The organism is Mesorhizobium sp. 1M-11, from assembly GCF_001303895.1.
GTDB lineage: Bacteria > Pseudomonadota > Alphaproteobacteria > Rhizobiales > Rhizobiaceae > Mesorhizobium.
Map to the genome: position 1 here is coordinate 26489 of NZ_LJSD01000014.1, position 21067 is coordinate 47555.

Here is a 21067-nt window from a genome sequence, read left to right on the forward strand (position 1 = left end):
CTTAAAGAGTGAGGTCGAAATGGCCGAGCGCTTCGGCGTAAGATCGGGCCGGGCTGGCCACATCGAAATGAACGGGCAGCATGCCGGCGGCGGTCGCACCATCGATGTTGCGTTTCTGGTCGTCGACAAACACGCAGGCACTGGTCGGCAGGCCAAGTGCATCGGCAACGGACCGGTAGGCGCGAAGGTCCGGTTTCAGGATCTTCGTGTAGGTGGCATCGACGATCGTCTCGAAGAGAGAAAGCAGCGGCAGCCGGCCACGGAAATCGGCGCCGTAGAACAGGTCGAGTTCGTTTGAGAGCACCGCAAGCCTCACGCCAGAGGCATGGGCCTTGCGGATGGCGCGATCGGCTTCCGGCCGCACGACGGCTTCGGGATCGGCGCCGCGGGCACGGCGCACGAAGGTCTCCATCGCATCCCAGTCCTCGCCGACGAGCCGGCCGACCTCGCGGGTGCGGGTTTTCCAGTAGTCGCGTTCGCTGATCTGGTCTGCCTGCATGGAGCGCCAGAGTGGGTCGGACGCCAGGTCGAACGGTCCTTGCCAGGTCAGTGTACCGGGCTTGAGGCCGAGAGCCTTCTCGGTGAGTTGGTGCGTTTCGAACAGCGTCCTGGTGACGACGCCGCCGAAATCCAACACCAGGGCTTTGGGGGCATTCATGATGCTTGCCCCTGGGCCCGCTCCCGGCGAAGGCCCGGAGCGATCACGCCGTTCGCCACCCAACGATCGAAGATCGCCAGAGCCGTGGTGGTGAACTCGGTGCTGTTGATGTGGCCTTCGATCTCGTGGAGCTCGACAGGCGTCTTGATGACGCTGCGTATCTCGTCGGAAAAGGCTGCAAGCGCGTCTGGTTCGTAGAGTGGCTCACCTTCCTGATCCCATTGTTCGACGCCGCCTGCCGGCAGGATGAAAGCGACGGGGCCGGAAGCCAAGGCAAGCTTTTCCGAAATTGCCCGGGCGACACGGCGGCGGCCGGTTTTTCCTGTCGTGACTGAGGCGAGCAGACGATTGTGGGCGTGATAAGGACGATCTGACAGCCCGTCCGGAACCGGCTTCCAGGTCGGGAAGTCGACCATGTCGACTGCTCCCGGGGCAACGATCTGCGGGATACCGGCGCGGCCGGCATTTTCCAGACGGTCGACGCCGGAAGAGACGACGCTGCCGTTCAAATGATTGGCGACTTCCTGCAGGCTGAAATCCAGAACCGCGACGAAGCGGTTGTCGGCTGCGAGCGATTCAAGAGCACGCCCGCCCATGCCGGTGGTGTGGAAGATGACGACTTCGTAGCCACGTTTCTCGAGCTCAGGCCGCAGCGTCTTCATGTAGGAAAGGCAGCTCGTCCCGAGCGACGAAATTGCCACGGTCGGCAGGTTCGGGCGCGGTTTTGCCGTCGTGATCGCGGCGCCGACAACGGCGCCGGATGCCTGGGAGAGCACGGCCTTGCAGGTGTCGTTGAGGCCATAGAGACCGCCGGCCCACAGGATCATCATCAGATCCGGAGCGATCCGCTCGGGCGGGATCAGATGGGAGTAGGCGATGGTGGAGACGATGAATTTCGGCACGCCGATCGGCAGCGCGAGCGCGATGTCGAGTGCCAGGTCGGTGCCCATCGTGCCGCCGATGGCTATGAAGGCATCGATCTTGCCGCCAGCTTCGAGCTCGCGGACGAGGACGGAGGCGCCTCGCGCCATCAGTTCCATGGCACTGTTCTCGTCGCCGGACTGCGCGATCGCCTCGATGGTGGTGCCGATCGCGGAGGCCACGGCGTGCTTGTCATATTCGGGGCGGTAGGGCGGGTCGCCGAGCACGCTGACGTCGAGCATGATGGGCTCGCCACCTGCGCTGCGGATGCGTCCGGCCATGTAAAGCAGTTCGTCGGCCTTGGTGTCGCCGGTGCCGCATAGAAGAATCTTCGGGATTTTGGTCATCCGTTCCGCTCTGGTGATTTTTTGGTTCTATTCGTTGGCTATCTTGGCGCGACGGCCGGTCAGGCGCTCGCTGATCTGGAAGGCGGTTTCGACGACAGCAGTCCCCAGGGACTCAGTGTCGGCGGGTTCGATGCGGGCACGTGGTGCCGCGATCGCAAGCGCGCCGACCGCGGTGCCGCGCGAACCCAGGATGGGCGCCGCGACGGAAAAGACGCCGTCTTCATAGCCTTGTGCGCCGATGGAATAACCTCTCGCACGGGCGGCTGAGACCAGATCCCTGATCGCCGCCGGATTGGTGACCGTGTGCGGTGTGTAGGATGCCAGCCTGGCGCCCAACGCCGCTTCCATGATGCGGCGGTCGGCAAAAGCCATGAAAGCGATGCCCGAGGCCGTGGCGTGCAGGGGCAGGGTTTCGCCAATCGGCACGGCAACGCGGTTGGCTTTGCTCGATTCCACCACATGGACAGAGATCAGCCCGCGGCTTGAATGTTCGGAGAAGTGTACGGTCTCGCCGGTTTTGGCGGCCAATGCCTCGGCGAGCGGGACCGCTGTCCTGAGAAAAGGAAACTGCGCTTCGCGCATCAACGCCAGCCGTGCCACGCCAATGCCCAGCCGGTAAAGGCGGCTGCCGCCATCCTGCTCGACCAGCCCCTGGTCCATCAACGCCAGAAGCAGGCGTCGGGTCGTCGCCTTGTCGAAATCGGCCGACCGGGCGAGATCCGCCAGCGTCCTTTCCGGCTCGCCTTGTCCCAGCACCTCCAGCAGGGACACGGCCTTGGCCACCGTGCTCATGCGTTTGTCTCTCCTCCAGATACTTAACGCGCGAATTAACTTGACAGGTGCAGAGCATCTTTGCAAGTCTATATTCGAAATGTCGTTTTAAATAATGAAACGAAAACAGGCCGTTCGGCTATCCGGCATTTCAAATGGGCTTGTGGCCCCGCCTGGCGGGGAAGGAGGAGGAATTCATGACAACCGTAGTGGAATCCGGAGAAGCCAATCGGCTGAGAAAGAACAGCCTTGGCGTCGGCGCCGTAACGTTTCTGGTGGTTTCAGCCGCGGCACCGCTGACAGCGGTCGCAGGCGGCGTGCCGCTTTCCATGCTGATGGGCAATGGTGCCGGCATTCCCGGCACCTTCCTGATCGTCACCGCCGTGCTTTTGATCTTCGCGGTCGGCTATGTCGCGATGGCCCGGCACGTCGCCAATGCCGGCGCCTTTTACGCCTATACGGCCAAGGGCCTCGGCGGTGCGCTGGGCGGTGCCGCGGCGCTCATCGCCATCTTGTCCTACAATGCCATGCAGATCGGCGTCTTCGGCCTGTTCGGCGCCGCCACCTCGGGTCTGTTCGCCGGCTGGGGCATCAACCTGCCATGGTGGCTTTGGTGCTTCATCGGCGTCGCCCTGGTCGGCGTACTCGGCTATCGCCGGGTCGACCTGTCGGCCAAAATCCTCACCGTTCTGGTGCTGCTTGAGTATCTCGTGGTGCTGGTGGTCGATCTCGCCATCCTGTTCAAGGGAGGCGATTCCGGCCTCAGCATGGCGCCGTTCACGCCGACGCAGATTCTGAGCGGCGCGCCGGCCATTGGTCTGCTTTTCTGCTTCGCCGCCTTCATCGGTGTCGAGGCCACCACGATCTATTCCGAGGAAGCGCGCGAGCCGCATCGCACCGTGCCGCGTGCCACATACATTTCGATCCTGGTCATCGGCGTGTTCTACATGTTCACATCCTGGCTGATGGCGAATGGCGCGGGTATCGACAAGCTGGTGCCTTCATTGCAGGCCCTTCAGGATCCGACGACCTTCCTGTTCACGCTGTCCGACCGTTATGTCGGCACTGCGGTGACGCAACTGATGAGCATCCTGTTCGTGTCCAGCCTGTTCGCCGGTGTGGTCGCCTTCCACAACGGCGTCGCCCGCTACTTCTATGTCGCCGGCCGCGAGAAGTTGTTGCCTGAAGGGCTGGGTGTCACGCATCCGGTATTCAAGAGCCCGCATGTCGGTTCGTTGGTCCAGACGGCAATCGCATTCCTGGTGATCGGCCTGTTCGCCGTCACCGGTCAGGACCCCGTGCTGGCGCTGTTTTCCTGGCTCACCAATGTCGGCACGCTGGGCATCATCACCCTGATGGCGCTGACGTCGTTCTCAGTGCTTGCCTTCTTCAGCCGCAATCCCTCGCTGGAAAGCAACGTGCTGAAGGCCAAGGTCGCGCCGGTCATTGCCGGCTTGGTTCTTGCCTATATCATCTTCCAGATCGTGGGGAATTTCGGCAGCCTGTCGGGCGCATCGGGCACACTGTCCTGGTTCCTGCCTTCCCTGGTTCTGATCGCGGCAGTGCTCGGCCTGGTGCTGGCCCTTGCCCTCAAGAGCAAGAACCCGGCAGCCTTCGCCCAGCTCGGCGACGAGGTGAAAGGGTAGGGTCGGTGCCATGACCTATGCGGACAGCATAACCGTCGAGGCTCTCGAAGCCGATCCCTATCCGATCTATGCCGAACTCAGGCGTACCGCACCTGTGGCCTATGTTCCGGCTGTCGATCTCTGGTTCGTCACGCGCTGGAAGGATGTCGAGACGGTTGGCAAGACGCCGGACATCTTCTCGAATGTGGTTGGCACCTCGCCGGTGGAGCGCTCCTTCGGCAAGCCAACCATCCTCACCACCGATGGGGAGGTTCACAGGGAGCTTCGCACCGGCGTCGATCCCAAGTATCGCCCTCGGACCGTCGCCGGCTATGCCGGCGACCTGGTGCGTGGCATCGCCGAACCCCTTCTGGATGAACTGGCCAGGCGGAGTTCGGCCGAGTTGATGGCTGAGTATTTCGAGCCTGTCTCGACTCTGGCGCTTGCTCATTCCATGGGACTTTACGAGGTCGATGTCCCGACACTGAGGCGCTGGTTCTATGGATTGGCGCAAGGCGCCATCAATTTCGAGAACGACCCGAAGCGGGACGAGATCGCCGACGCCGTCAGCGTTGAGGTGAGCGAAGCTGTGCGGCCAACGCTGGAGCGGTTGGCGCGCGAACCGGACGGCTCGGCATTTTCGCATATGTTGCATGACGGCATGCCGGCCGGACAGACGCGGTCGATCGAGTTTCTGCTGCCGACCATCAAGGTCATCCTTTTGGGCGGCATGCAGGAGCCGGGTCATGGCGCCGGTTCGGTCCTTGCCGGCCTCTTGACACATCCCGAGCAGATGCGAGCCGTACTGGCCGATCCTGAGGGACTGGTGCCGAAGGCCGTCGACGAAGGCCTGCGCTGGATTGCCCCGATCGGCACGCAGACAAAACAGACCACGCGCGCCGTCGAGCTCGGCGGCGCTACGATACCGGCCGGTGCGCCGGTTGCCGCGCTGGTCTCGTCGGCAAACCGTGACGAAAGCCGGTTTCCCGATCCAGACCGGTTCGACATCCATCGCAACCATGGCAGCCATGCAGCTTTCGGCTTCGGTCATCACTTCTGTTCGGGCCGCTTCTTCGCACGCGAGCAGATGTGCCTGGCGGTAGCCTTGCTGCTGGCGCGGTTCCCCAATATGCGACTGGCGAATGGTGAAACCCCTATGTTCCGGGGTTGGGAGTTCCGCGCGCCGACCGCGCTTCATGTGACATTCGGAGAAAAGACCTGATGGACCAGGCCACGATCGACGCGCTGCGGCAGAAACCTGTCGCAGCACAAAAGCTTTTCATCGGAGGCGCGTTCGCCGACAGCCGGGATGGGGAAATGCTTCCCGTCATCTCGCCGATCGACGGCACGACATTGACTTCGATTGCCGATGCGGGAACAACGGATGTCGATCGTGCAGTGGCCGCCGCGCGCGCCGCCTTCGAGAAGGGAAGCTGGTCGCGTGCAGCGCCCGCCGCGCGCAAGAAAGTGCTGCTGAAACTGGCCGATTTGATCGAGAAGCATGCGCTCGAACTGGCTGTGCTCGGCGTGCGCGACAACGGCACCGAGATCGGCATGGCCTACAAGGCCGAGCCTTTGTCGGCGGCAGGCACGTTCCGCTACTATGCCGAGGCCATCGACAAGGTCTATGGCGAGATCGCCCCGACGGCGCCGGACGTGCTTGGCCTCATCCATCGCGAGCCGCTGGGTGTCGTCGCCGCCATCGTGCCGTGGAACTTCCCGATGATGATCGGCGCCTGGAAAGTGGCGCCGGCACTTGCCGCCGGCAACAGCGTGGTGCTGAAGCCGGCCGAAGTGGCGTCCCTCACCCTGTTACGTCTCGGCGAACTGGCGGCGGAAGCTGGCCTGCCGGAAGGCGTTCTTAATGTCGTTACCGGGCGCGGTAGCGTGACGGGCGAGGCCCTTGGCCTGCATATGGACGTCGATGCGCTTGTCTTCACGGGCTCCGGCGGGGTTGGGCGTCGCTTGCTCGACTATTCGGCGCGTTCGAACCTGAAGAGGGTGCATCTGGAACTTGGTGGTAAGTCGCCCAATGTCGTCTTTGCCGACGCGCCCGATCTCGATGTCGCGGCTAAGGTTTCCGCGCATGGCATCTTCCGCAATGCCGGCCAGGTCTGCGTCGCCGGCTCGCGGCTGCTTGTCCAGTCCTCGATCTATGACGCCTTCGTGGAAAAGCTGGTGGCGGCAACGACCAGGATGAAGGTCGGCGATCCGCTCGACATCAAGTCGGACATCGGCGCGGTGAGCAGCATGGAGCAGCTTAAGAAGGATCTCGGCCATGTGGCGACGGCGCTGGACGAAGGCGCACAGCTCGTCTCTGGCGGCCGTCGCATCCGCGAGGAAACCGGCGGCTACTACATGGAGCCGACGATCTTCGGCGGTGTCGCTCCCGGCATGACCGTGGCGCGCGAAGAGGTGTTCGGCCCGGTCCTGGCTGTACAGCGCTTCGAGGAGGAGGCGGAAGCCGTGCGGCTGGCCAACGGCACCGTCTATGGACTCGCCTCCGCGGTGTGGACCTCCAATCTTTCCCGGGCGCATCGCATGGTGCGGGCGATCGGCGCCGGCGTGGTGCACGTCAACACCTATGGCGGTGCGGACATGACCGTGCCGCTCGGAGGCTTCGGCCAGTCAGGCTTCGGCCGGGACAAGTCGCTGCACGCATTCGACAAGTATTCGGACCTGAAAACGGCCTGGATTTCGCTGGCGTAGGGGGCTGGCGGCACAAGCGCGGTCTTTCGAAATCGCACTTGTGTTTGTTCCTGTTTTGTTCCAATCTGAATGTTTCGACCCTGCGAATTGGGCGAGGCATGTCCCAAGTTGCCTTCGATTTTGGTCAGTCAGAAGCTCCGCGTCGGCCCAAGAAACCGGAGCGACTGATCTTGATGGTGCTGCTTGAAGCGCCGGTCGGCAGTCAGGCGCTGGAGATTGCGTCCGAGATACAGACGGCGAACGGGATCCAGGCGAAATTGCGTCCGCTGGACCACCTGCACATCTCCCTCCAGCACATCAGGGACGACAAACGTTTGCGCGAAAAATATGTATTTGCGGCCAAACGCGCCGCGAATGCCGTTGTCGCCGAGGCGTTTGATGTCTGCTTTGATCGTATCGTCACGTTTCCCGGTGGTCGACCCGACAGGCGAGCAACAGTGCTTTTGGGCGGAAGCACGGCGTTGATGGATCTCCAATGTCGGCTCGGTGTTGCTCTCATCTCCAACGGGTTGCGTGGGGCGCTAAGCTTCAACCCGCATATCACGCTTTTCTACAGTTCTCGGTCGGTCGTCCCGCAGCAAATCGATCCCTTGCGTTTCACCGTCCGAAGGTTCTCGCTTGTCCACAGCGAGCGAGGACTGACAAAATACAACATTCTTGAATCCTGGCTGACGCAGGCGAAGTGGCACTAAAAGGCATAGCCTTTGGTTCGATGGCTTCCTAAGGTCGTCCGCGCTATGTGATGCGACCTGAACGTTGCATCGCCATCGCGGAGGAGAGGATGGATTTTTCGACGGTCGACCGCACCTATGCCAGGGCGCGTGCGGAATTTCGCCTGGAAATACCCGCGCATTTCAATTTCGCTTTCGACGTCATCGACGATTGGGCGAAGCGGGACGACCGCACGGCGGTGATCGCCGTCTCGCGCGATGGCGAGACGATCCAGCGCATCGCCTATTCGCAGCTTTCGGAAAGTTCGAACCGCTTTGCCAACGCCTTGCGCACGCTGGGCGTCGCCGCCGGCGACTTTGCCTGTGTCGTCATCGGCCGTGTGCCGGCCTGGTACACCGTGCTGTTCGGTTGCATGAAGGCGGGCGTCGTCTCGATGCCGGGCACCAACCTGCTGACCGCGCATGACATCGCCTATCGCGTCAACCATTCGAAGGCCACGGTGGTCATCGTCACCTCCGAGCACTGCGCCAAGGTGGATGCCATCCGCGCCGAATGCCCGACGCTGAAGACCTTCATCGTCGTCGACGGCGAACGCGATGGCTGGCTGTCGTTCGACAAATTGCTGGCCGAGGCTTCTCCGGAGCTGGATCGGAAGGATTTTCCACCGAACCGCGCCACCGACATGATGATGGCCTATTTCACCTCCGGCACCACCTCAATGCCCAAGATGGTGCCGCGCGACCATGGCTATGCTCTGGCTCACGTGGCGACCGGCCTGTTCTGGATGGATCTCAGGCCCGGCGACGTGCACTGGTCGCTCACCGATACCGGCTGGGCGAAGGCTGCCTGGGGTATCCTGTTCCCACAGTTGATGCTCGGCACGCCGGCAGTGCTCTACAATGGCGACGGCGCCTTCGATGCCGACATGCATCTGAAGCTGATCGGGAAGCTCAAGGTCTCGACCTTCTGCGCGCCGCCCACCGTTTACCGCCTGTTCGCGCAACAGGATTTGAAACGCTACGATCTTTCCAGCCTGCGCCGTTCGCTGGGCGCGGGCGAGCCGCTCAATCCGGAGGTGATGCGCATCTGGAAGGAAGCGACCGGCACGACCATCGCCGATGGTTACGGCCAGACCGAGACCATCAACATCGTCGCCAATTTCCCCGGCGAGGAAGTTCGGTTCGGCTCGATGGGCAAACCGGTGCCGGGTTACGATGTCGACGTCGTCGATGACGATGGCAAGCGTCTGCCCGACGAGGAAGTCGGCCATATCGCGGTCAGGGTCACCGATCCGCACCCGGGCGGCCTGTTCCACGGCTACTACACCGGCAAGGCGCTGGACACCGGCTCATTCCGCAATGGCTGGTATTATACGGGCGATACCGCCCGCCGCGACAAGGACGGCTATCTCTGGTTCGTCGGTCGTTCCGATGACCTGATCTCATCCGCCGGTTATCGCATCAGCCCGTTCGAGGTGGAGAGCGCGCTGATCGAGCACAAGGCGGTCGCCGAAAGCGCGGTCATCGGTAAGCCCGACCCGACACGCGGCCAGATCGTCAAGGCCTATGTCATCCTGGCGAAAGGGTTTACGGCGTCGGACGAGCTTGCGCGCGATATCCAGGAATTCTGCCGCAACCTGACCGCGCCCTACAAATATCCGCGCGAGATCGAATTCGTCGATGCGCTGCCCAAGACAATTTCCGGCAAGATCCGGCGGGTGGAGCTCAGGCAGGCCAGCAAGGAATAGTCCCCCTCAGGCCGCGTCTCGATCGGTGAGCGCGATGTGGCAGCAGCCGCTGCCGTGGCCGGGAGACCAGGTGACATTGTCGAAGCGCACGCCGGTGGCCTCGAACAGGCCGCGGTCGAAAGCGCCTGCAATGCGGCAGAGCGTGGTGAGCTGTTCATCGCCGACACCGGCTTCGACCCAGGCGTCCTTGAGCGGGCAACGCTTCACCTTGAAAGCGATGCGATCCGATGCCCGCTCGACATCGGTCGGATACATGCGCCCGTCATCTGGACTGACGGACAGGAACGCCTCGCCGATGGCGCGCGCGTCGTTTGGCCCGAACTTGCCGAAGGCAGCCGTCGCAACCTCCTGGCCGCGTTTTTCGATGGCGCGCACCATGACCGCTTCGGCCTGCTCCGCACCCAGTTCCGCCGTCAGTTCGTCCAGCATGAGCCGGTAGAGATCGGCGCGGTTGCGGAAGGCGGAATCGAGTTCGCGGGCAAGCTTTTCCGCGCGTGCCTGTGGGTCTGTCATGATCGGTCCTGTGTTCTTGTCAGTCTGGGCACGGCTGCAACCAACGCCTTGCCGATGGTCGATTGCGGGTTGTCGATGACGGCGCGGGCATCGCCTTGCTCAGCGATACGACCACCCTCGAGAAGGATGACGCGATGCGCGAAGGCACGCACGACGCCAAGGTCGTGCGAAACGAACAGGTAGGCGATGCGTTCCGTGCGTTGCAGATCGAGCAGCAGCTCGAGGATCTGGCCGCGCACCGAGACGTCGAGCGCCGAAACGGCCTCATCCAGCACGATCAGCGACGGCTTCGTGGCGATGGCGCGGGCGATCGCCACACGCTGTCGCTGGCCGCCGGAAATCTCGTGAAGGTGACGACCGGCGAGATCCGGTGACAGGCCGACGCGTTCGAGGAGGGTCGCAATACGATCCGGGCGCTCGCCGCGGCTGGCAAGTCCGTGGATGCGCAGCGGATCATCCAGAACACGTGCGACCGTGGCGCGCGGGTTGAGCGCGGCAAGCGGATCCTGGAACACCATCTGTAACCGAGCCCGCTTGGCGCGCAGCGCCGCGCCGTGCAGGGCGAGGAAATCCCCGCCGTCGAAATCCACGCGGCCGGCATCGGGTTCGATCAGCCGCAGGATCAGGCGGGCTATGGTGGATTTGCCGGAGCCCGAAGGACCGGCGAGCGCCAGCGTTTCGCCGCCAGAAATCGAAAGGGAAATGTTGTCGGCTGCAATGACTGTTGTTCCGCTGCGGCGGAAGCGCTTGGTCAGTCCGGAGACGGCAAGCAGCGGATCAGACATGGCCATGCCCTGTTGCTGCGATCATCGGCGCGGCGTCCAGTCCGATATGGGCGTCCAGCAGCTTCTTTGTATAGGCATGCTGCGGTGTCTGGATCACTGCGTCGGCGGTGCCCAGTTCGACCATCTCGCCGCTGCGGAAGACAGCGATGCGGTCGGCCAGTTCGGCGGCAAGCGCGATATCGTGGCTGACGAACAGCAGCGCCATCCCATCCTCGGCCACCAACTGCCTGATCAGCGCGACGATGTCGGCCTGCACGATGGTATCGAGGGCGCTGGTTGCTTCGTCGGCAATCAGCAATCTCGGCCCGGCGGCGATGGCGGCGGCAATCGCCACTCGCTGCCTTTGTCCGCCAGACAGCTGGTGCGGATAGGCGTGCAGCGCGGTCTCGGGCTCTGGCAGCCTGACGCGCCGCAACAGATCGAGCGCACGGCTTTGCGCCTGTGGCCAACCGAGCCCGAGATGTGTGTGGGCGACCTCCGCGATCTGCCGGCCGACAGCCATCACCGGGTCGAGGCTTGCTGAAGCATCCTGGAAGACGAAGCCGATGTCCCGGCCACCGCGTGGCAGTTGCGGCTGTCCCGACCACAGGATTGCGCCATTCACCGCTGTGGTCGGTGGCAACAGCCCGGCGATGGCAAGCGCCAGCGTGCTCTTGCCGGAACCGCTTTCGCCGATGATCGCCAGCCGCTCGCCGGCGGCGATGTCGAGATCGATGTTGCCGAGCGAAGGCGACGACGCGTCGCGCCGATAGGAGACCGACAGGTTGCGGATCGAGACGAGAGGGCCGGTCACGACAGGCCCTTCCTGACGGCGGTACCCTCGACCACGCCTTCGCCGGCGAGATAGACGCCAAGCACGGTCAGCACCAGCGCTATGCCGGGCACGATCGAGAGGAACGGTGCCGAACGCAGAACCGTACGACCCTCCGCGATCATGCCGCCCCAGGTGACGCGGTTGGGATCGCCGAGCCCGAGGAAGGAAAGTGCGGCCTCGATCAGGATCGCGGATGCGACGATGACGGAGGAAAGTGCGAGCACCGGCGGCAAGGCGTTGGGCAGCACTTCGCGCAAGGCGATCTCCAGCGGATGCATGCCGATGACCCTCGCGCCGGCAACGAAATCGCGTTCGCGGATCGAGAGTACTTCCGCACGTGCGACGCGGGCCGGCCCGGTCCATGCAGAGAGGGCGATGGCGATCACCACGACGGTCAGCGACGGGCCGACGACGCTGACGAAAGCCAGTGCCAGCAGGAAGGACGGCACGGTCTGGAAGGCATCGGTGATGCGCATCAGTGCCTCATCGACAATGCCGCCGGCAAAGCCTGCCAATGTGCCGACCACCGCGCCGACGGCGATCGCTGCCGCTGCTGCGGCAAGCCCTACGGCCAATGATGCGCGCGCACCATGGAAGAGTTCGGCCAGCACGTCACGGCCGAGGCGGTCAGTGCCGAGCGGCAGCGACCAATCCTGGAACGGCGGCAGCAGGGGAGCTCCCTTGATGGCGAGCGGATCGCCCGGGAAAAGCATCGAGGCTGCCAGCGCCATGACCGTCAGTGCGGCCAGAATGCCGAGCCCGACCAGCGCTTCCGGTGCGGATGCCAGCCGCCTCATGCGCCGGCCTCGCTGGCGCCGACACGTGGGTCGAGGAAAGCATAGGCGATATCGACCAGAAGGTTGATGAGAATGACCAGAACGGCACTGACCAGAATGATGCCGAGCAGGAGCGGCGTGTCGCGCAGTGCCACGGCTTCCTGCGCCAGCCTGCCGAGGCCGGGTACCGAGAAGATGCTTTCGATGACGACGCTGCCACCCAGCATCTGCGCGGATTGCAGGCCGAGCATGGTGACAAGCGGCAACAGCGCGTTGCGCGCGACATGGGCCAGCACGATGCGCCGGCGGCTGAGCCCTTTGGCGCGGGCGGCACGTATGAAATCCAGCCGCCAGACCTCGGCCATGCCGGCACGCATCATCCTCAGATACAGCGCCAGATAGATCACGCCGAGGGAGGTCACGGGCAAGACGAGATGGTGGGCGATGTCGGCGGCCCGGGCGAAGCCGGTCTTGCCGGACGCGATCGTCTCGAAGCCGGAGATCGGGAACCAGCGCAGGTCGACGGCGAAGACGATGACGAGAACGAGCGCCAGCCAGAAACCGGGAACCGCATAGAGCGCCAGCGACGCCGTCGACAGGAAACGGTCGCGCAAGCTGCCGGGTCTTGCTCCGGCATAGATGCCCAGCGCCGAGCCAAGACCGAAGGACAGTGCGGTCGAAGCGCCCATCAGGATGAGCGTAACCGGCAGGCGCTCCAGGATGACGTCACGGATCGGCCGCGAGAAGGCAACCGACTGCCCGAGATCGAGATGCAGCAGCGCCCACAGGTAGTTGGCCAGCCGCGTCGCGGCGGACTGGTCGAGACCCCAGCTTTGCCGCATTGCCTCCACAAGGCCGGCATCGCCGCCGGTCGAAACAAGATAGGCGTCGACCGCATCGCCGGGAGCCGCCTCGAGCAGGAGGAACGTGCCGACAACGACGATCAGAAGCACGAAGACGGAGCCGACAAGGCGCCGGCGCAAGAGGAGGAAGGCACGTGACATGAGTACAAACTTCGAGGCCGGAGCCGCCAACTTAGCCGCTGGCGGCGGCCGACCTCAAGCACCGATCCGGATTACTGCGCCAGCCAGGTGTCCGACCAGTTGGACACGGCCCAGCGCGGATTGTCGGCGATGTTGCCCACCTTGTCGCTGGCAACCGAAATGAAGGTCCAGTCGGCGACGTTGATGAAGGGCAGGTCTTCGACAACCTTTTTCTGGAACTCCTTGTAGAGGTCGGTACGCGCCTTGGCATCCAGCGTTTCGGCCGCCTTGGCGATGATGGCGTCGATGTCGGCATTCTTGTAGCCGCCCTGGTTGGAGAAGGGCACACCATCGGGAATGCCGCTCTGTGCCAAGATGGTGGTGGAGATCGCGGGGTCGCCACGGAACACGGGCGGGCCGACCGCCAGATCGAAGGCGTGGTCGGTATAAACCGCCTTCATGTGCGCGGCGGAGTCGTTGTTGACGAGCTCGGCATCGATGCCGATGGCTGCGAGCGCCTGGCGCAGATAGTCGCCGAACTGCTTGGTTTCGTTGAAATAGGGGGCCGGCAGCAGTTTGAGCTTGAAGCGTTTGCCGTCGGCGCCGGGCTTGTAGCCGGCCTCATCGAGCAAGGCGTTGGCCTTGGCGACATCGAAGGCATAGGCCGGCACGTCGGGAGTATAGAACTGCTTGTCGTTCTTCGGCACCGGCCCGGTGGCTGTCTCGGCGTAGCCGAGGAAGATCGTCTTGACGACGAAGTCCCTGTCGATGGCATGGGCGATCGCCTGCCGCACCTTCACGTCGGCCAGTTCCTTGCGGCGGTGGTTGATTTCCACGACGAGCTGATAGGTGAGGCCTTCATAGCCTTTGGTGACGACCTTCAGGCCCGGAACCTTGGAGATGCGATCGAGGTCAGCCAACGGCACAGCCGAAAAGGCAGCGAGCTGGATCTCCTCGGCTTCCAGCGCGTTGGCGGCTGCGGAGCGATCCGGCAGCACCTGGTAGACGATCTCATCGAGATTGGGCTCGCTCTTGCCCCAATAGGCCGCGTTCTTCTCCAGCCGGTAATATTGGCCTGCCTTGTGTTCGGCGAACTTGAACGGACCGGTGCCGATGGGCGCGGTGTTGGCCGGGTTTTCCTCGATCTTTCCGTTTTCATAGACGTGCTTGGGCACGACGCTGGTCAGCGCCGGCAATGCGTTGCGGATCAACTGGAATGGCGTCGGCTTGGCAAACTTGAAGACAGCGGTGTGTTCGTCCGGTGTCTCGATCGCCTCGAGATCCTTGAAGACGACGCGGCCGAGGTTCTGCAGCGGCTTCCAGATCTGCAGGGCCGAGAAGGCGACATCGGCCGAGGTGAATGGCTTGCCGTCATGCCAGGTCACGCCTTCGCGCAATTTGAAGGTGACGGACTTGCCGTCTTCCGAACCTTCCCAGCTGACGGCCAGGCGGGGGCTGAGCCCATCCTTGCCTTCATAGTCGGCTTCGGCGAGCGGTTCGACGATCTTGGAGGAGATAAAGAAGACGCCGTTGGATGCGACGATTGCCGGGTTCAGGTTGCGCGGCTCGGAATCGGCCGCAACCGTCAAGCGTCCACCCTTCTGCGGCTCCTGCGCCCGGCCGATGGTTGGAAGGGCGGTCGAGGCGAGCAACAATGCAGCCCCTGAGAGCACCGAGCGTCTGGTGAGGCTGAAATCCGACATGACTGAACCCCCAAATGACCCGCCAGGCGGGGCTGACAATTCCGGACAGGCTTGGCCGCCTGTTCCACCGGTGCGGATTATGACCTTTGTCGGCCGTTTCGCCAGAGAAGGATTTGGCGCGAAAGGGCCTGGCGTTGAAATTTCCATTCGCTGGACCAGCCGCGGTGCAAGCCAAAGGCGTTGCGGTTTAGTGGTGCGCGTGAGACAGCAGGGGAGTCCGAACATCAACGCCAGGTGAGATGCCGATGTCCTCAGCGCGCGATCGTCTTGAAGCTGTTCTTTCGCGCCTTGCGGAGCGGGCAGCCGATGAAAAGGTGTTCACCAGGCTCTATCCCGACGCGGCCCGCGCTGCTGCCGATGCCGCCGATGCGCGGCGGCAGGCCGGTATAACCTTGGGACCGCTCGACGGCGAGATCGTCTCGATCAAGGATCTGCTCGATGTTGGTGGTGAGCCGACGCTGGCCGGTTCATTGCTTCGCCGCACCGCCGCAGCAGCGCGGAAAGACGCGCCGGTGGTGCAACGCCTGCGTCAGGCCGGTGCCGTCATCATCGGCAAAACCAACATGACCGAATTCGCTTTCACCGCGCTCGGCCTCAATCCGCACTACGGCACGCCGGGCAATGGCGCCGATGCCAGGCGTGTGCCGGGAGGATCCTCTTCCGGCGCCGGCGTGTCGGTGGCCGAAGGCACCAGCGCCATTTCGATCGGTTCGGACACCGGCGGGTCGATCCGTATCCCGGCAGCGCTGAACGGCGTTGTCGGCTTCAAGCCAACCGCGCGGCGCGTGCCTTTGGATGGCGCCTTTCCGCTTTCCTTCGCACTGGATTCTCTTGGCCCTCTGGCACGCACCGTTGCCGAATGCGCTGCCACCGATGCTGTCTTGGCCGGCGAGGAACCCGGGCCACTCGTGCCGGCGCGACTCGATGGCCTGCGCGTCGGCATTCCGCGCGGCTATCTGTTCAGCGACACCGAAGAGCCGATCGCGCGCGCCTTCGAGGACGCGATCCGCAAGCTGGAGCGATCCGGCGCGCGCCTTTTCGACATCGCCATCGACGACTTGGTCGATGCGATGAATGAGGCCACGCAATATGGCTCGATTGCGGGCATGGAAGGTGCCGCCATTCATGCCGACTGGCTGGAGGCTGGCACGGACGTGGCGGTCGATCCGCATGTCAGCGTGCCTTTGGCCCGTTACGCCAAGGCGCCGGTTCCGATCTACATCCGCACCATGCGCAGCCGCGCCGAGCATGTCGTCGAGATGGGTCGCAGGCTGGCGGATTTCGACGTGCTGGCGCTGCCGACCGTGCCGGTCGTGGCCCCGCTGATCGATTCGGTGATGGCCGATCCGAAGTTCGACGACCGCATGGAAGGGCTGCTGCTGCGCAACACCGAGGTGTTCAACTATTTCGACCAGTGCGCGATCTCGCTGCCGATGCCCGGCACCGCGCTGCCATCCGGCCTGATGCTGGTCGGTCGCAATGGCCATGACCGTCGCCTGCTGGCGATCGCGAGTTCAGTCGAATCCTTGCTCAAGGCCTGAACCGACTCTGTAAGGCAGGCGATAGAGCGGAAGCGCTTCCGCTCTATCGGGTCCTTTATTTGCTGCCGCGCCGGCGCAGCCCGTCGAAATAGACGATGACGATGATCAGCACGCCGGTGATGACGCGCTGCCAGAACGCGTTGACGTTGAGCAGGTTGGCGCCGTTGTTGATGGTGGCCAGGATGAAGGCGCCGAGCAGCGGTCCGTGCACCGAACCGACGGCGCCGAACAGCGACGTGCCGCCGATGACCGACGAGGCGATCGCCTGCAGTTCCCAGCCTTCGGCCTGGGTCGGGTTGCCGATGCCGATGCGCGACGCGAGCAACACGCCGACAAAGGCCGCGCAGAGGCCCGACAGTGTATAGGCCATGTAGATGGTGCGCTGGACGTTGACGCCGGAGAGGCGCGCGGCCTCGGCATTGGAGCCGACCGAGAACAGGTAGCGGCCCCAGCGCGTATGATGCAGGAAGATGTAGGCCGGCACGCCGACGAGGATGACCATCCAGAATAGGTTGGGCACGCCGACGAAGGAGCCGCGCGAGAATTCCTGGAAGGCATCGTTGTTGATGGAAATGGAGTTGCCGTTGGTCATCAAAAGGCCGATGCCGCGCAGCGAGGTCAATGTGGCCAGCGTGATGATGAAGGGCGGTAGCCCCATCTTGACGATGCCGAAGCCGTGGAAGAGGCCGATGGCAACGCCGATCAGCAAGGTGATCAGGATGGCGACGAAAACCGGCAGGCCCGAATTGATCAGCATCGCCGTTGTCACGGTCGCAAAGCCGACGACCGCGCCGACGGAAAGGTCGATGCCGCCGGTGATGATGACGAAGGTCTGCCCGACCGCCAGGATGGCGATCATGGAGCCTTGGCGAAGCAGGTTGGAGATGTTGTTGGCGGTGGCGAAGCTGGACGTCGAGAAGGACAGCAGGACCCATAACAGCACCAGCAGCGCCAGCAGCGTCAGCCCGAACAGCGCGTTATAGTTGCGCTTCGGCTTTTCGGCAGGGATCGCCTCGGTGCTCATGGTTGTCCTCCCGGTTTTTCCTGTTTTTCGGCGAGTGCCTGGGTCAGGATGTCTTCGTGGCTGGCGGTGTGAAAGCCGTGCGTGGCGACCAGCTTGCCGCGCCGGAAAACATGCAGCGTATCGGCTAGTTCATAAACCTCCGGCAGATAGGACGAGATCAGGATGATGCCCGCGCCTTGCGAGAGGAGCGTCGAGAACAGGCGATAGATTTCCGCCTTGGTGCCGACGTCGACGCCGACCGTCGGCTCGTCGAAAATGAACAGCTTGGCGCCGTGGTTCAGCCATTTGCCGATGACGATCTTCTGCTGGTTGCCGCCCGACAGGCTGGAGGCCAGCGCGTGTCGTCCGGCCGTCTTGATGCGCAGGCCGGCAATCTGCTGTTCGGCATGTTTGGTTTCTTCTCCGCCCGAGATGAGCAGGTTCTTGCTGATGCGCTTATAGATCGGCAGGTTGAGGTTCAGTCCCACCGGCAGGTTGAGGCAAAGACCCTGATCACGCCGGCTTTCGGGCGCCAGCGCCATACCGAGTTTGATCGCATCATGCTCGGAACGGATGTGCACTTCCTTGCCGTCCCACAACACCGTGCCGGAGGATTTGGCGTGGCGGCCGTAAAGCGTGGTGACGAATTCGCTGCGGCCGGCGCCGATCAGGCCGTAGAGGCCTACGATCTCGCCTTCGCGCACCGTCATCGAGACATTCTCGAAGCCTTTGCCGGAAAGCTGCCTGGCTTCCAGGATCGTCTTGCCGATCGGAAACTCGTCCTTGTGGTAGATCTGTTCGATCGTGCGATTGATCATCAGTCGCACAAGCTCGGCTTCGTCGGTCTCCTTGATGTTGCGGGTACCGACATAGGTGCCGTCGCGCAGCACCGAGACACGGTCGGCCAGTTCGAACACTTCTTCCATACGGTGGCTGATGTAGATGATGGTGACGCCGTCGGCCTTGAGGCGGCGGATCAGCGCGAAAAGCTGGTCGGCCTCCTTGCGGGTGAGGTAGGCGGTCGGCTCGTCGAAGATGAGGAATTTGGTGCCGCGCACGGTAGCGCGGGCAGCGGCGATCAACTGCTGCTGGCCGATGGTGAGGTCGCCCAGCATGGCATGGGCGGGCAGGTTGAAGCCGAGATCGTTAATGATCTTCTGTGCGTCGCGCACCATGGCGCGCTGCTGCAGGAGGCCGTAGCGGACGTTTTCCTCGCCGAGGAACATGTTCGCAGCAACGGTGAGGTGACGGCACAATACCACTTCCTGGTGCACCGCGTTGATGCCGAGCGCCATCGCTTCATGCGGCGTGGCGAGCGCGACCGGTTCACCTTCCCAGATGACATCGCCGGAGGTGCGTGGCATCACGCCGGTCAGAAGCTTGATGAGCGTGGATTTGCCGGCGCCGTTCTCGCCGACAATCGCGTGGATTTCGCCAGCCCTGAAAGCGAGGTTCACCGGCTTCAAGGCATGGGTGCCAGGATACTTCTTCTCCAGGCCGCGCAGTTCCAGGATCACCTTGCCGGGCTCGAGTTCCGGGGCAGGATGCTGGTGCTGTGTCGCCGATGTCATGACAATCCTCCCGATTGGCACGCTTTGGACAGCTCGTGCAGCCTAGCGCATGAGTCCTGAGCCGGACAGGCATGCCGTGGCGCTTCAGGAAACGCTCTCGCAGGAGCGATGTCTTTGCCAGGCTGGGCACGGACGGCACCCCTGGCAGGATCTCCAGGGCCGACACGGCCCCGGAGACATTCGGTTGTCGAGGCTCAGTTGAGCTTCGGATTGAGGAGCGCGTCGATCTTCGGCTCTTTCATGTTTTCCTTGGTGACGAGGTTGGCGCCGGTGTCGACGAAGGTTTCGACCTTCTCGCCCTTGGAGGCCGCGAGCGCGGTCTTGATGCCGTCATAACCCATGCGATACGGGTCCTGCACGACGAGGCCGGAAATGACACCGTCATTGAGGAACTTGATCAGCTTCTCATCGCTGTCGAAACCGATCAGTCCGACCTTGCCGGAGAGGTTGTTTTCGGCGATCGCCTGGCCGACACCCTGCGCCATGATCAGATTCGAGGCGAAGATACCCTTGAGGTCCGGATTGGCAGTGATCAGGTCGGTTGCGATGTTGAGGCCGGTCGTGGCCTGACCGTCAGCGTATTTGTCGGCAACCACCGTCAGGCCTGGATACTTGGCCTTGACCTGTTCGAGGAAGCCCTCGCGGCGCTGTTCAAGCGAACCGGCGCCTGGAAGCGCAGTGATGATCGCCACCTTGCCTTCGACCTTGCCGCCATTGGCGGCACCGATCGCCGCAGCCAGACCATCGGCCGCAACCTGGCCGCCGACCTTGTTGTCGGTGGTCAGGAAGGAGGTGAAGGCCTTGGAGTCGGCCGAGGAGTCGATGCCGATGATCTTCACCTTCTTGGCTGCTTCGTCGATCGGCTTGCCGAGAGCCTTGGCCTCGGTCGGGGAGATGACGACAGCGGCCGGATTGCCGGCAACTGCGTTTTCAAGGATCGAGATCTGGCCGTTCACGTCGGTCTCAGCCTGCGCGCCGAGTTCCGGCACGTTGACGCCGAGGTCCTTGCCGGCCTTGCGGGCTCCGGCAAGCACGATCTGCCAATAGAAGGAGGTGGTGTCCTTCACGATGATCGGAATGGTGGTGTCGGCAGCGGAGGCCGGCCCCGTCTGGAATGCGCCGGCCAGCATGGAAGCGGCGGCGAGCGCCACGAAAGCGCGGCGGTTGAGCATGCTTTTCACGAATTTCATAGGCTTCCTCCCAAAGTCGCCCAGTCGATTATGCGGAGTCCCTTCTGGATAGGCGAAGTCCAATCAGGACTTTATAGATAAAAAACAGCACTGCGATTTTTAGTGGATCGCAACTGCGCTTGCAAGTGTGGCGCTTTCCTCCGTCGTCCTCACTGCTCCTCTTTCCGATATGAAGCATCAATTCCAAAATAAGGTCAAGACGGAATATTCATTCCATATTGTTGGCCGTGCGTCTCTGGCGGTCAATCCTGCTCCGTCTGGATCACGCCTTTCTTGAGAAGGATGTTCGCATAGGCGACGCGTTCGCCGGAGGCGACGATGTAGGCGGCCTTGGCCGCGCGTTCATAGAAGGCGAACCGCTCGACGGGAGCGATGACGAAGGAACCGGCCAGACGGTCGATGATCGACTGATAGGACCGGCATATTTCAGGAACACGGTCCGGATCTTCGACAACCGCCATGCGAAATGCCGAGGCCGGCGCGTAAGTGTCGAGCGGCATGTGGGTAAGGATCGCTTCCAGCAATGCCTCGCCTCCCAGCCCGTCGGCACGAACGACCTTCGGACCCAGCGTGCTCGCCGGGAAATTGCCGTCGGCGATGACAATCTCGTCGCCGTGCCCCATGCTGCGCAGCGCGTGCAGCAGATCGGGCCCGAGAAGGGGGTGAATGCCGCGCAGCATCAGGCGATATCCTTCCTGGACTTCTCCGCAGTTGCCTGGGCGCTCCGCTCAACCGATC

Annotated in this window: 19 protein-coding genes; 6 read left to right on the forward strand and 13 right to left on the reverse strand. The window is 63.1% G+C overall.

Annotated features, from left to right (window positions below; genetic code table 11):
- Window position 1: 1 nt before the first annotated feature.
- Genes AO692_RS08385 through AO692_RS08395 form a run of 3 tightly spaced genes read right to left on the reverse strand, consistent with a single transcriptional unit; the run spans window position 2 to window position 2718 of the window.
- Window positions 2–658, reverse strand: a complete 657-nt coding sequence (locus AO692_RS08385) for an HAD-IA family hydrolase (RefSeq protein WP_054309610.1) — start codon at window positions 656–658, stop codon at window positions 2–4.
- Window positions 655–1926, reverse strand: coding sequence for a Tm-1-like ATP-binding domain-containing protein (locus AO692_RS08390; RefSeq protein WP_054309611.1), 1272 nt, complete (start codon window positions 1924–1926; stop codon window positions 655–657). The genes AO692_RS08385 and AO692_RS08390 overlap by 4 nt, the downstream gene beginning before the upstream one ends.
- A gap of 27 nt (window positions 1927–1953) precedes the next feature.
- A complete protein-coding gene (locus AO692_RS08395) occupies window positions 1954–2718 on the reverse strand; it encodes an IclR family transcriptional regulator (RefSeq protein ID WP_054309612.1) in 765 nt (254 codons plus the stop codon).
- Window positions 2719–2894: 176 nt separating this feature from the next.
- Here AO692_RS08395 and AO692_RS08400 point away from each other — a divergent pair, with 176 nt between their 5' ends.
- The 5 genes from AO692_RS08400 (at window position 2895) to AO692_RS08420 (ending at window position 9450) form a co-directional block, all read left to right on the forward strand.
- Window positions 2895–4343, forward strand: a complete 1449-nt coding sequence (locus tag AO692_RS08400; RefSeq protein ID WP_054309735.1) for an APC family permease — start codon at window positions 2895–2897, stop codon at window positions 4341–4343.
- Window positions 4344–4353: 10 nt separating this feature from the next.
- Window positions 4354–5544, forward strand: coding sequence for a cytochrome P450 (locus tag AO692_RS08405; RefSeq protein ID WP_054309613.1), 1191 nt, complete (start codon window positions 4354–4356; stop codon window positions 5542–5544).
- Window positions 5544–7031, forward strand: a complete 1488-nt coding sequence (locus AO692_RS08410; protein WP_054309614.1) for an aldehyde dehydrogenase — start codon at window positions 5544–5546, stop codon at window positions 7029–7031. The genes AO692_RS08405 and AO692_RS08410 overlap by 1 nt, the downstream gene beginning before the upstream one ends.
- A gap of 98 nt (window positions 7032–7129) precedes the next feature.
- On the forward strand, window positions 7130–7723 hold the full coding sequence (locus AO692_RS08415; RefSeq protein WP_054309615.1) for a 2'-5' RNA ligase family protein: 594 nt from the start codon (window positions 7130–7132) through the stop codon (window positions 7721–7723).
- A gap of 89 nt (window positions 7724–7812) precedes the next feature.
- Window positions 7813–9450, forward strand: coding sequence for an AMP-binding protein (locus AO692_RS08420; RefSeq protein WP_054309616.1), 1638 nt, complete (start codon window positions 7813–7815; stop codon window positions 9448–9450).
- Window positions 9451–9456: 6 nt separating this feature from the next.
- Here the strand turns inward: AO692_RS08420 and AO692_RS08425 are convergent, their stop codons facing one another.
- The 6 genes from AO692_RS08425 to AO692_RS08450 all read right to left on the reverse strand — a co-directional run bounded on the left by AO692_RS08425 (window position 9457) and on the right by AO692_RS08450 (window position 15024).
- Window positions 9457–9963 (reverse strand): L-2-amino-thiazoline-4-carboxylic acid hydrolase, encoded by a 507-nt coding sequence (locus AO692_RS08425; protein ID WP_054309617.1) that lies wholly within the window; start codon window positions 9961–9963, stop codon window positions 9457–9459.
- Window positions 9960–10748, reverse strand: coding sequence for an ATP-binding cassette domain-containing protein (locus tag AO692_RS08430; protein WP_054309736.1), 789 nt, complete (start codon window positions 10746–10748; stop codon window positions 9960–9962). The genes AO692_RS08425 and AO692_RS08430 overlap by 4 nt, the downstream gene beginning before the upstream one ends.
- The gene (locus AO692_RS08435) at window positions 10741–11541 is read right to left on the reverse strand and encodes an ABC transporter ATP-binding protein (RefSeq protein ID WP_054309618.1); all 801 of its coding nucleotides are present in this window, start codon (window positions 11539–11541) and stop codon (window positions 10741–10743) included. The genes AO692_RS08430 and AO692_RS08435 overlap by 8 nt, the downstream gene beginning before the upstream one ends.
- Complete coding sequence (locus AO692_RS08440; protein WP_054309619.1) at window positions 11538–12359, reverse strand: ABC transporter permease; 822 nt, start codon at window positions 12357–12359, stop codon at window positions 11538–11540. Before AO692_RS08440 ends, AO692_RS08435 begins: the two co-directional genes overlap by 4 nt.
- A complete protein-coding gene (locus AO692_RS08445) occupies window positions 12356–13342 on the reverse strand; it encodes an ABC transporter permease (protein WP_054309620.1) in 987 nt (328 codons plus the stop codon). The genes AO692_RS08440 and AO692_RS08445 overlap by 4 nt, the downstream gene beginning before the upstream one ends.
- A 71-nt stretch (window positions 13343–13413) precedes the next feature.
- Window positions 13414–15024 (reverse strand): ABC transporter substrate-binding protein, encoded by a 1611-nt coding sequence (locus AO692_RS08450; RefSeq protein WP_054309621.1) that lies wholly within the window; start codon window positions 15022–15024, stop codon window positions 13414–13416.
- Between the two features lie 245 nt (window positions 15025–15269).
- Between AO692_RS08450 and AO692_RS08455 the strand changes: the two genes are divergently transcribed.
- Window positions 15270–16565 carry an amidase gene (locus AO692_RS08455; protein ID WP_054309622.1) on the forward strand — a complete coding sequence of 432 codons (1296 nt, stop codon included), beginning with the start codon at window positions 15270–15272 and terminating at the stop codon, window positions 16563–16565.
- A gap of 55 nt (window positions 16566–16620) precedes the next feature.
- On the opposite strand, the gene AO692_RS08460 is transcribed toward AO692_RS08455, so the two are convergent.
- The 4 genes from AO692_RS08460 to AO692_RS08475 form a co-directional block, all read right to left on the reverse strand.
- Window positions 16621–17589 (reverse strand): ABC transporter permease, encoded by a 969-nt coding sequence (locus tag AO692_RS08460; RefSeq protein WP_054309623.1) that lies wholly within the window; start codon window positions 17587–17589, stop codon window positions 16621–16623.
- On the reverse strand, window positions 17586–19139 hold the full coding sequence (locus AO692_RS08465) for a sugar ABC transporter ATP-binding protein (protein ID WP_054309624.1): 1554 nt from the start codon (window positions 19137–19139) through the stop codon (window positions 17586–17588). The genes AO692_RS08460 and AO692_RS08465 overlap by 4 nt, the downstream gene beginning before the upstream one ends.
- 194 nt (window positions 19140–19333) lie before the next feature.
- Complete coding sequence (locus tag AO692_RS08470) at window positions 19334–20329, reverse strand: ABC transporter substrate-binding protein (RefSeq protein WP_054309625.1); 996 nt, start codon at window positions 20327–20329, stop codon at window positions 19334–19336.
- Between the two features lie 242 nt (window positions 20330–20571).
- Window positions 20572–21009, reverse strand: coding sequence for an RbsD/FucU domain-containing protein (locus AO692_RS08475; RefSeq protein ID WP_054309626.1), 438 nt, complete (start codon window positions 21007–21009; stop codon window positions 20572–20574).
- Window positions 21010–21067 lie beyond the last annotated feature (58 nt).

Bases quoted from the DNA above. Each gene is read 5' to 3' on its own strand.
- AO692_RS08385 (WP_054309610.1), bottom strand. From the start codon at position 658: ATGAATGCCCCCAAAGCCCTGGTGTTGGATTTCGGCGGCGTCGTCACC.
- AO692_RS08390 (WP_054309611.1), bottom strand. From the start codon at position 1,926: ATGACCAAAATCCCGAAGATTCTTCTATGCGGCACCGGCGACACCAAG.
- AO692_RS08395 (WP_054309612.1), bottom strand. From the start codon at position 2,718: ATGAGCACGGTGGCCAAGGCCGTGTCCCTGCTGGAGGTGCTGGGACAA.
- AO692_RS08400 (WP_054309735.1), top strand. From the start codon at position 2,895: ATGACAACCGTAGTGGAATCCGGAGAAGCCAATCGGCTGAGAAAGAAC.
- AO692_RS08405 (WP_054309613.1), top strand. From the start codon at position 4,354: ATGACCTATGCGGACAGCATAACCGTCGAGGCTCTCGAAGCCGATCCC.
- AO692_RS08410 (WP_054309614.1), top strand. From the start codon at position 5,544: ATGGACCAGGCCACGATCGACGCGCTGCGGCAGAAACCTGTCGCAGCA.
- AO692_RS08415 (WP_054309615.1), top strand. From the start codon at position 7,130: ATGTCCCAAGTTGCCTTCGATTTTGGTCAGTCAGAAGCTCCGCGTCGG.
- AO692_RS08420 (WP_054309616.1), top strand. From the start codon at position 7,813: ATGGATTTTTCGACGGTCGACCGCACCTATGCCAGGGCGCGTGCGGAA.
- AO692_RS08425 (WP_054309617.1), bottom strand. From the start codon at position 9,963: ATGACAGACCCACAGGCACGCGCGGAAAAGCTTGCCCGCGAACTCGAT.
- AO692_RS08430 (WP_054309736.1), bottom strand. From the start codon at position 10,748: ATGTCTGATCCGCTGCTTGCCGTCTCCGGACTGACCAAGCGCTTCCGC.
- AO692_RS08440 (WP_054309619.1), bottom strand. From the start codon at position 12,359: ATGAGGCGGCTGGCATCCGCACCGGAAGCGCTGGTCGGGCTCGGCATT.
- AO692_RS08445 (WP_054309620.1), bottom strand. From the start codon at position 13,342: ATGTCACGTGCCTTCCTCCTCTTGCGCCGGCGCCTTGTCGGCTCCGTC.
- AO692_RS08450 (WP_054309621.1), bottom strand. From the start codon at position 15,024: ATGTCGGATTTCAGCCTCACCAGACGCTCGGTGCTCTCAGGGGCTGCA.
- AO692_RS08455 (WP_054309622.1), top strand. From the start codon at position 15,270: ATGTCCTCAGCGCGCGATCGTCTTGAAGCTGTTCTTTCGCGCCTTGCG.
- AO692_RS08460 (WP_054309623.1), bottom strand. From the start codon at position 17,589: ATGAGCACCGAGGCGATCCCTGCCGAAAAGCCGAAGCGCAACTATAAC.
- AO692_RS08465 (WP_054309624.1), bottom strand. From the start codon at position 19,139: ATGACATCGGCGACACAGCACCAGCATCCTGCCCCGGAACTCGAGCCC.
- AO692_RS08470 (WP_054309625.1), bottom strand. From the start codon at position 20,329: ATGAAATTCGTGAAAAGCATGCTCAACCGCCGCGCTTTCGTGGCGCTC.
- AO692_RS08475 (WP_054309626.1), bottom strand. From the start codon at position 21,009: ATGCTGCGCGGCATTCACCCCCTTCTCGGGCCCGATCTGCTGCACGCG.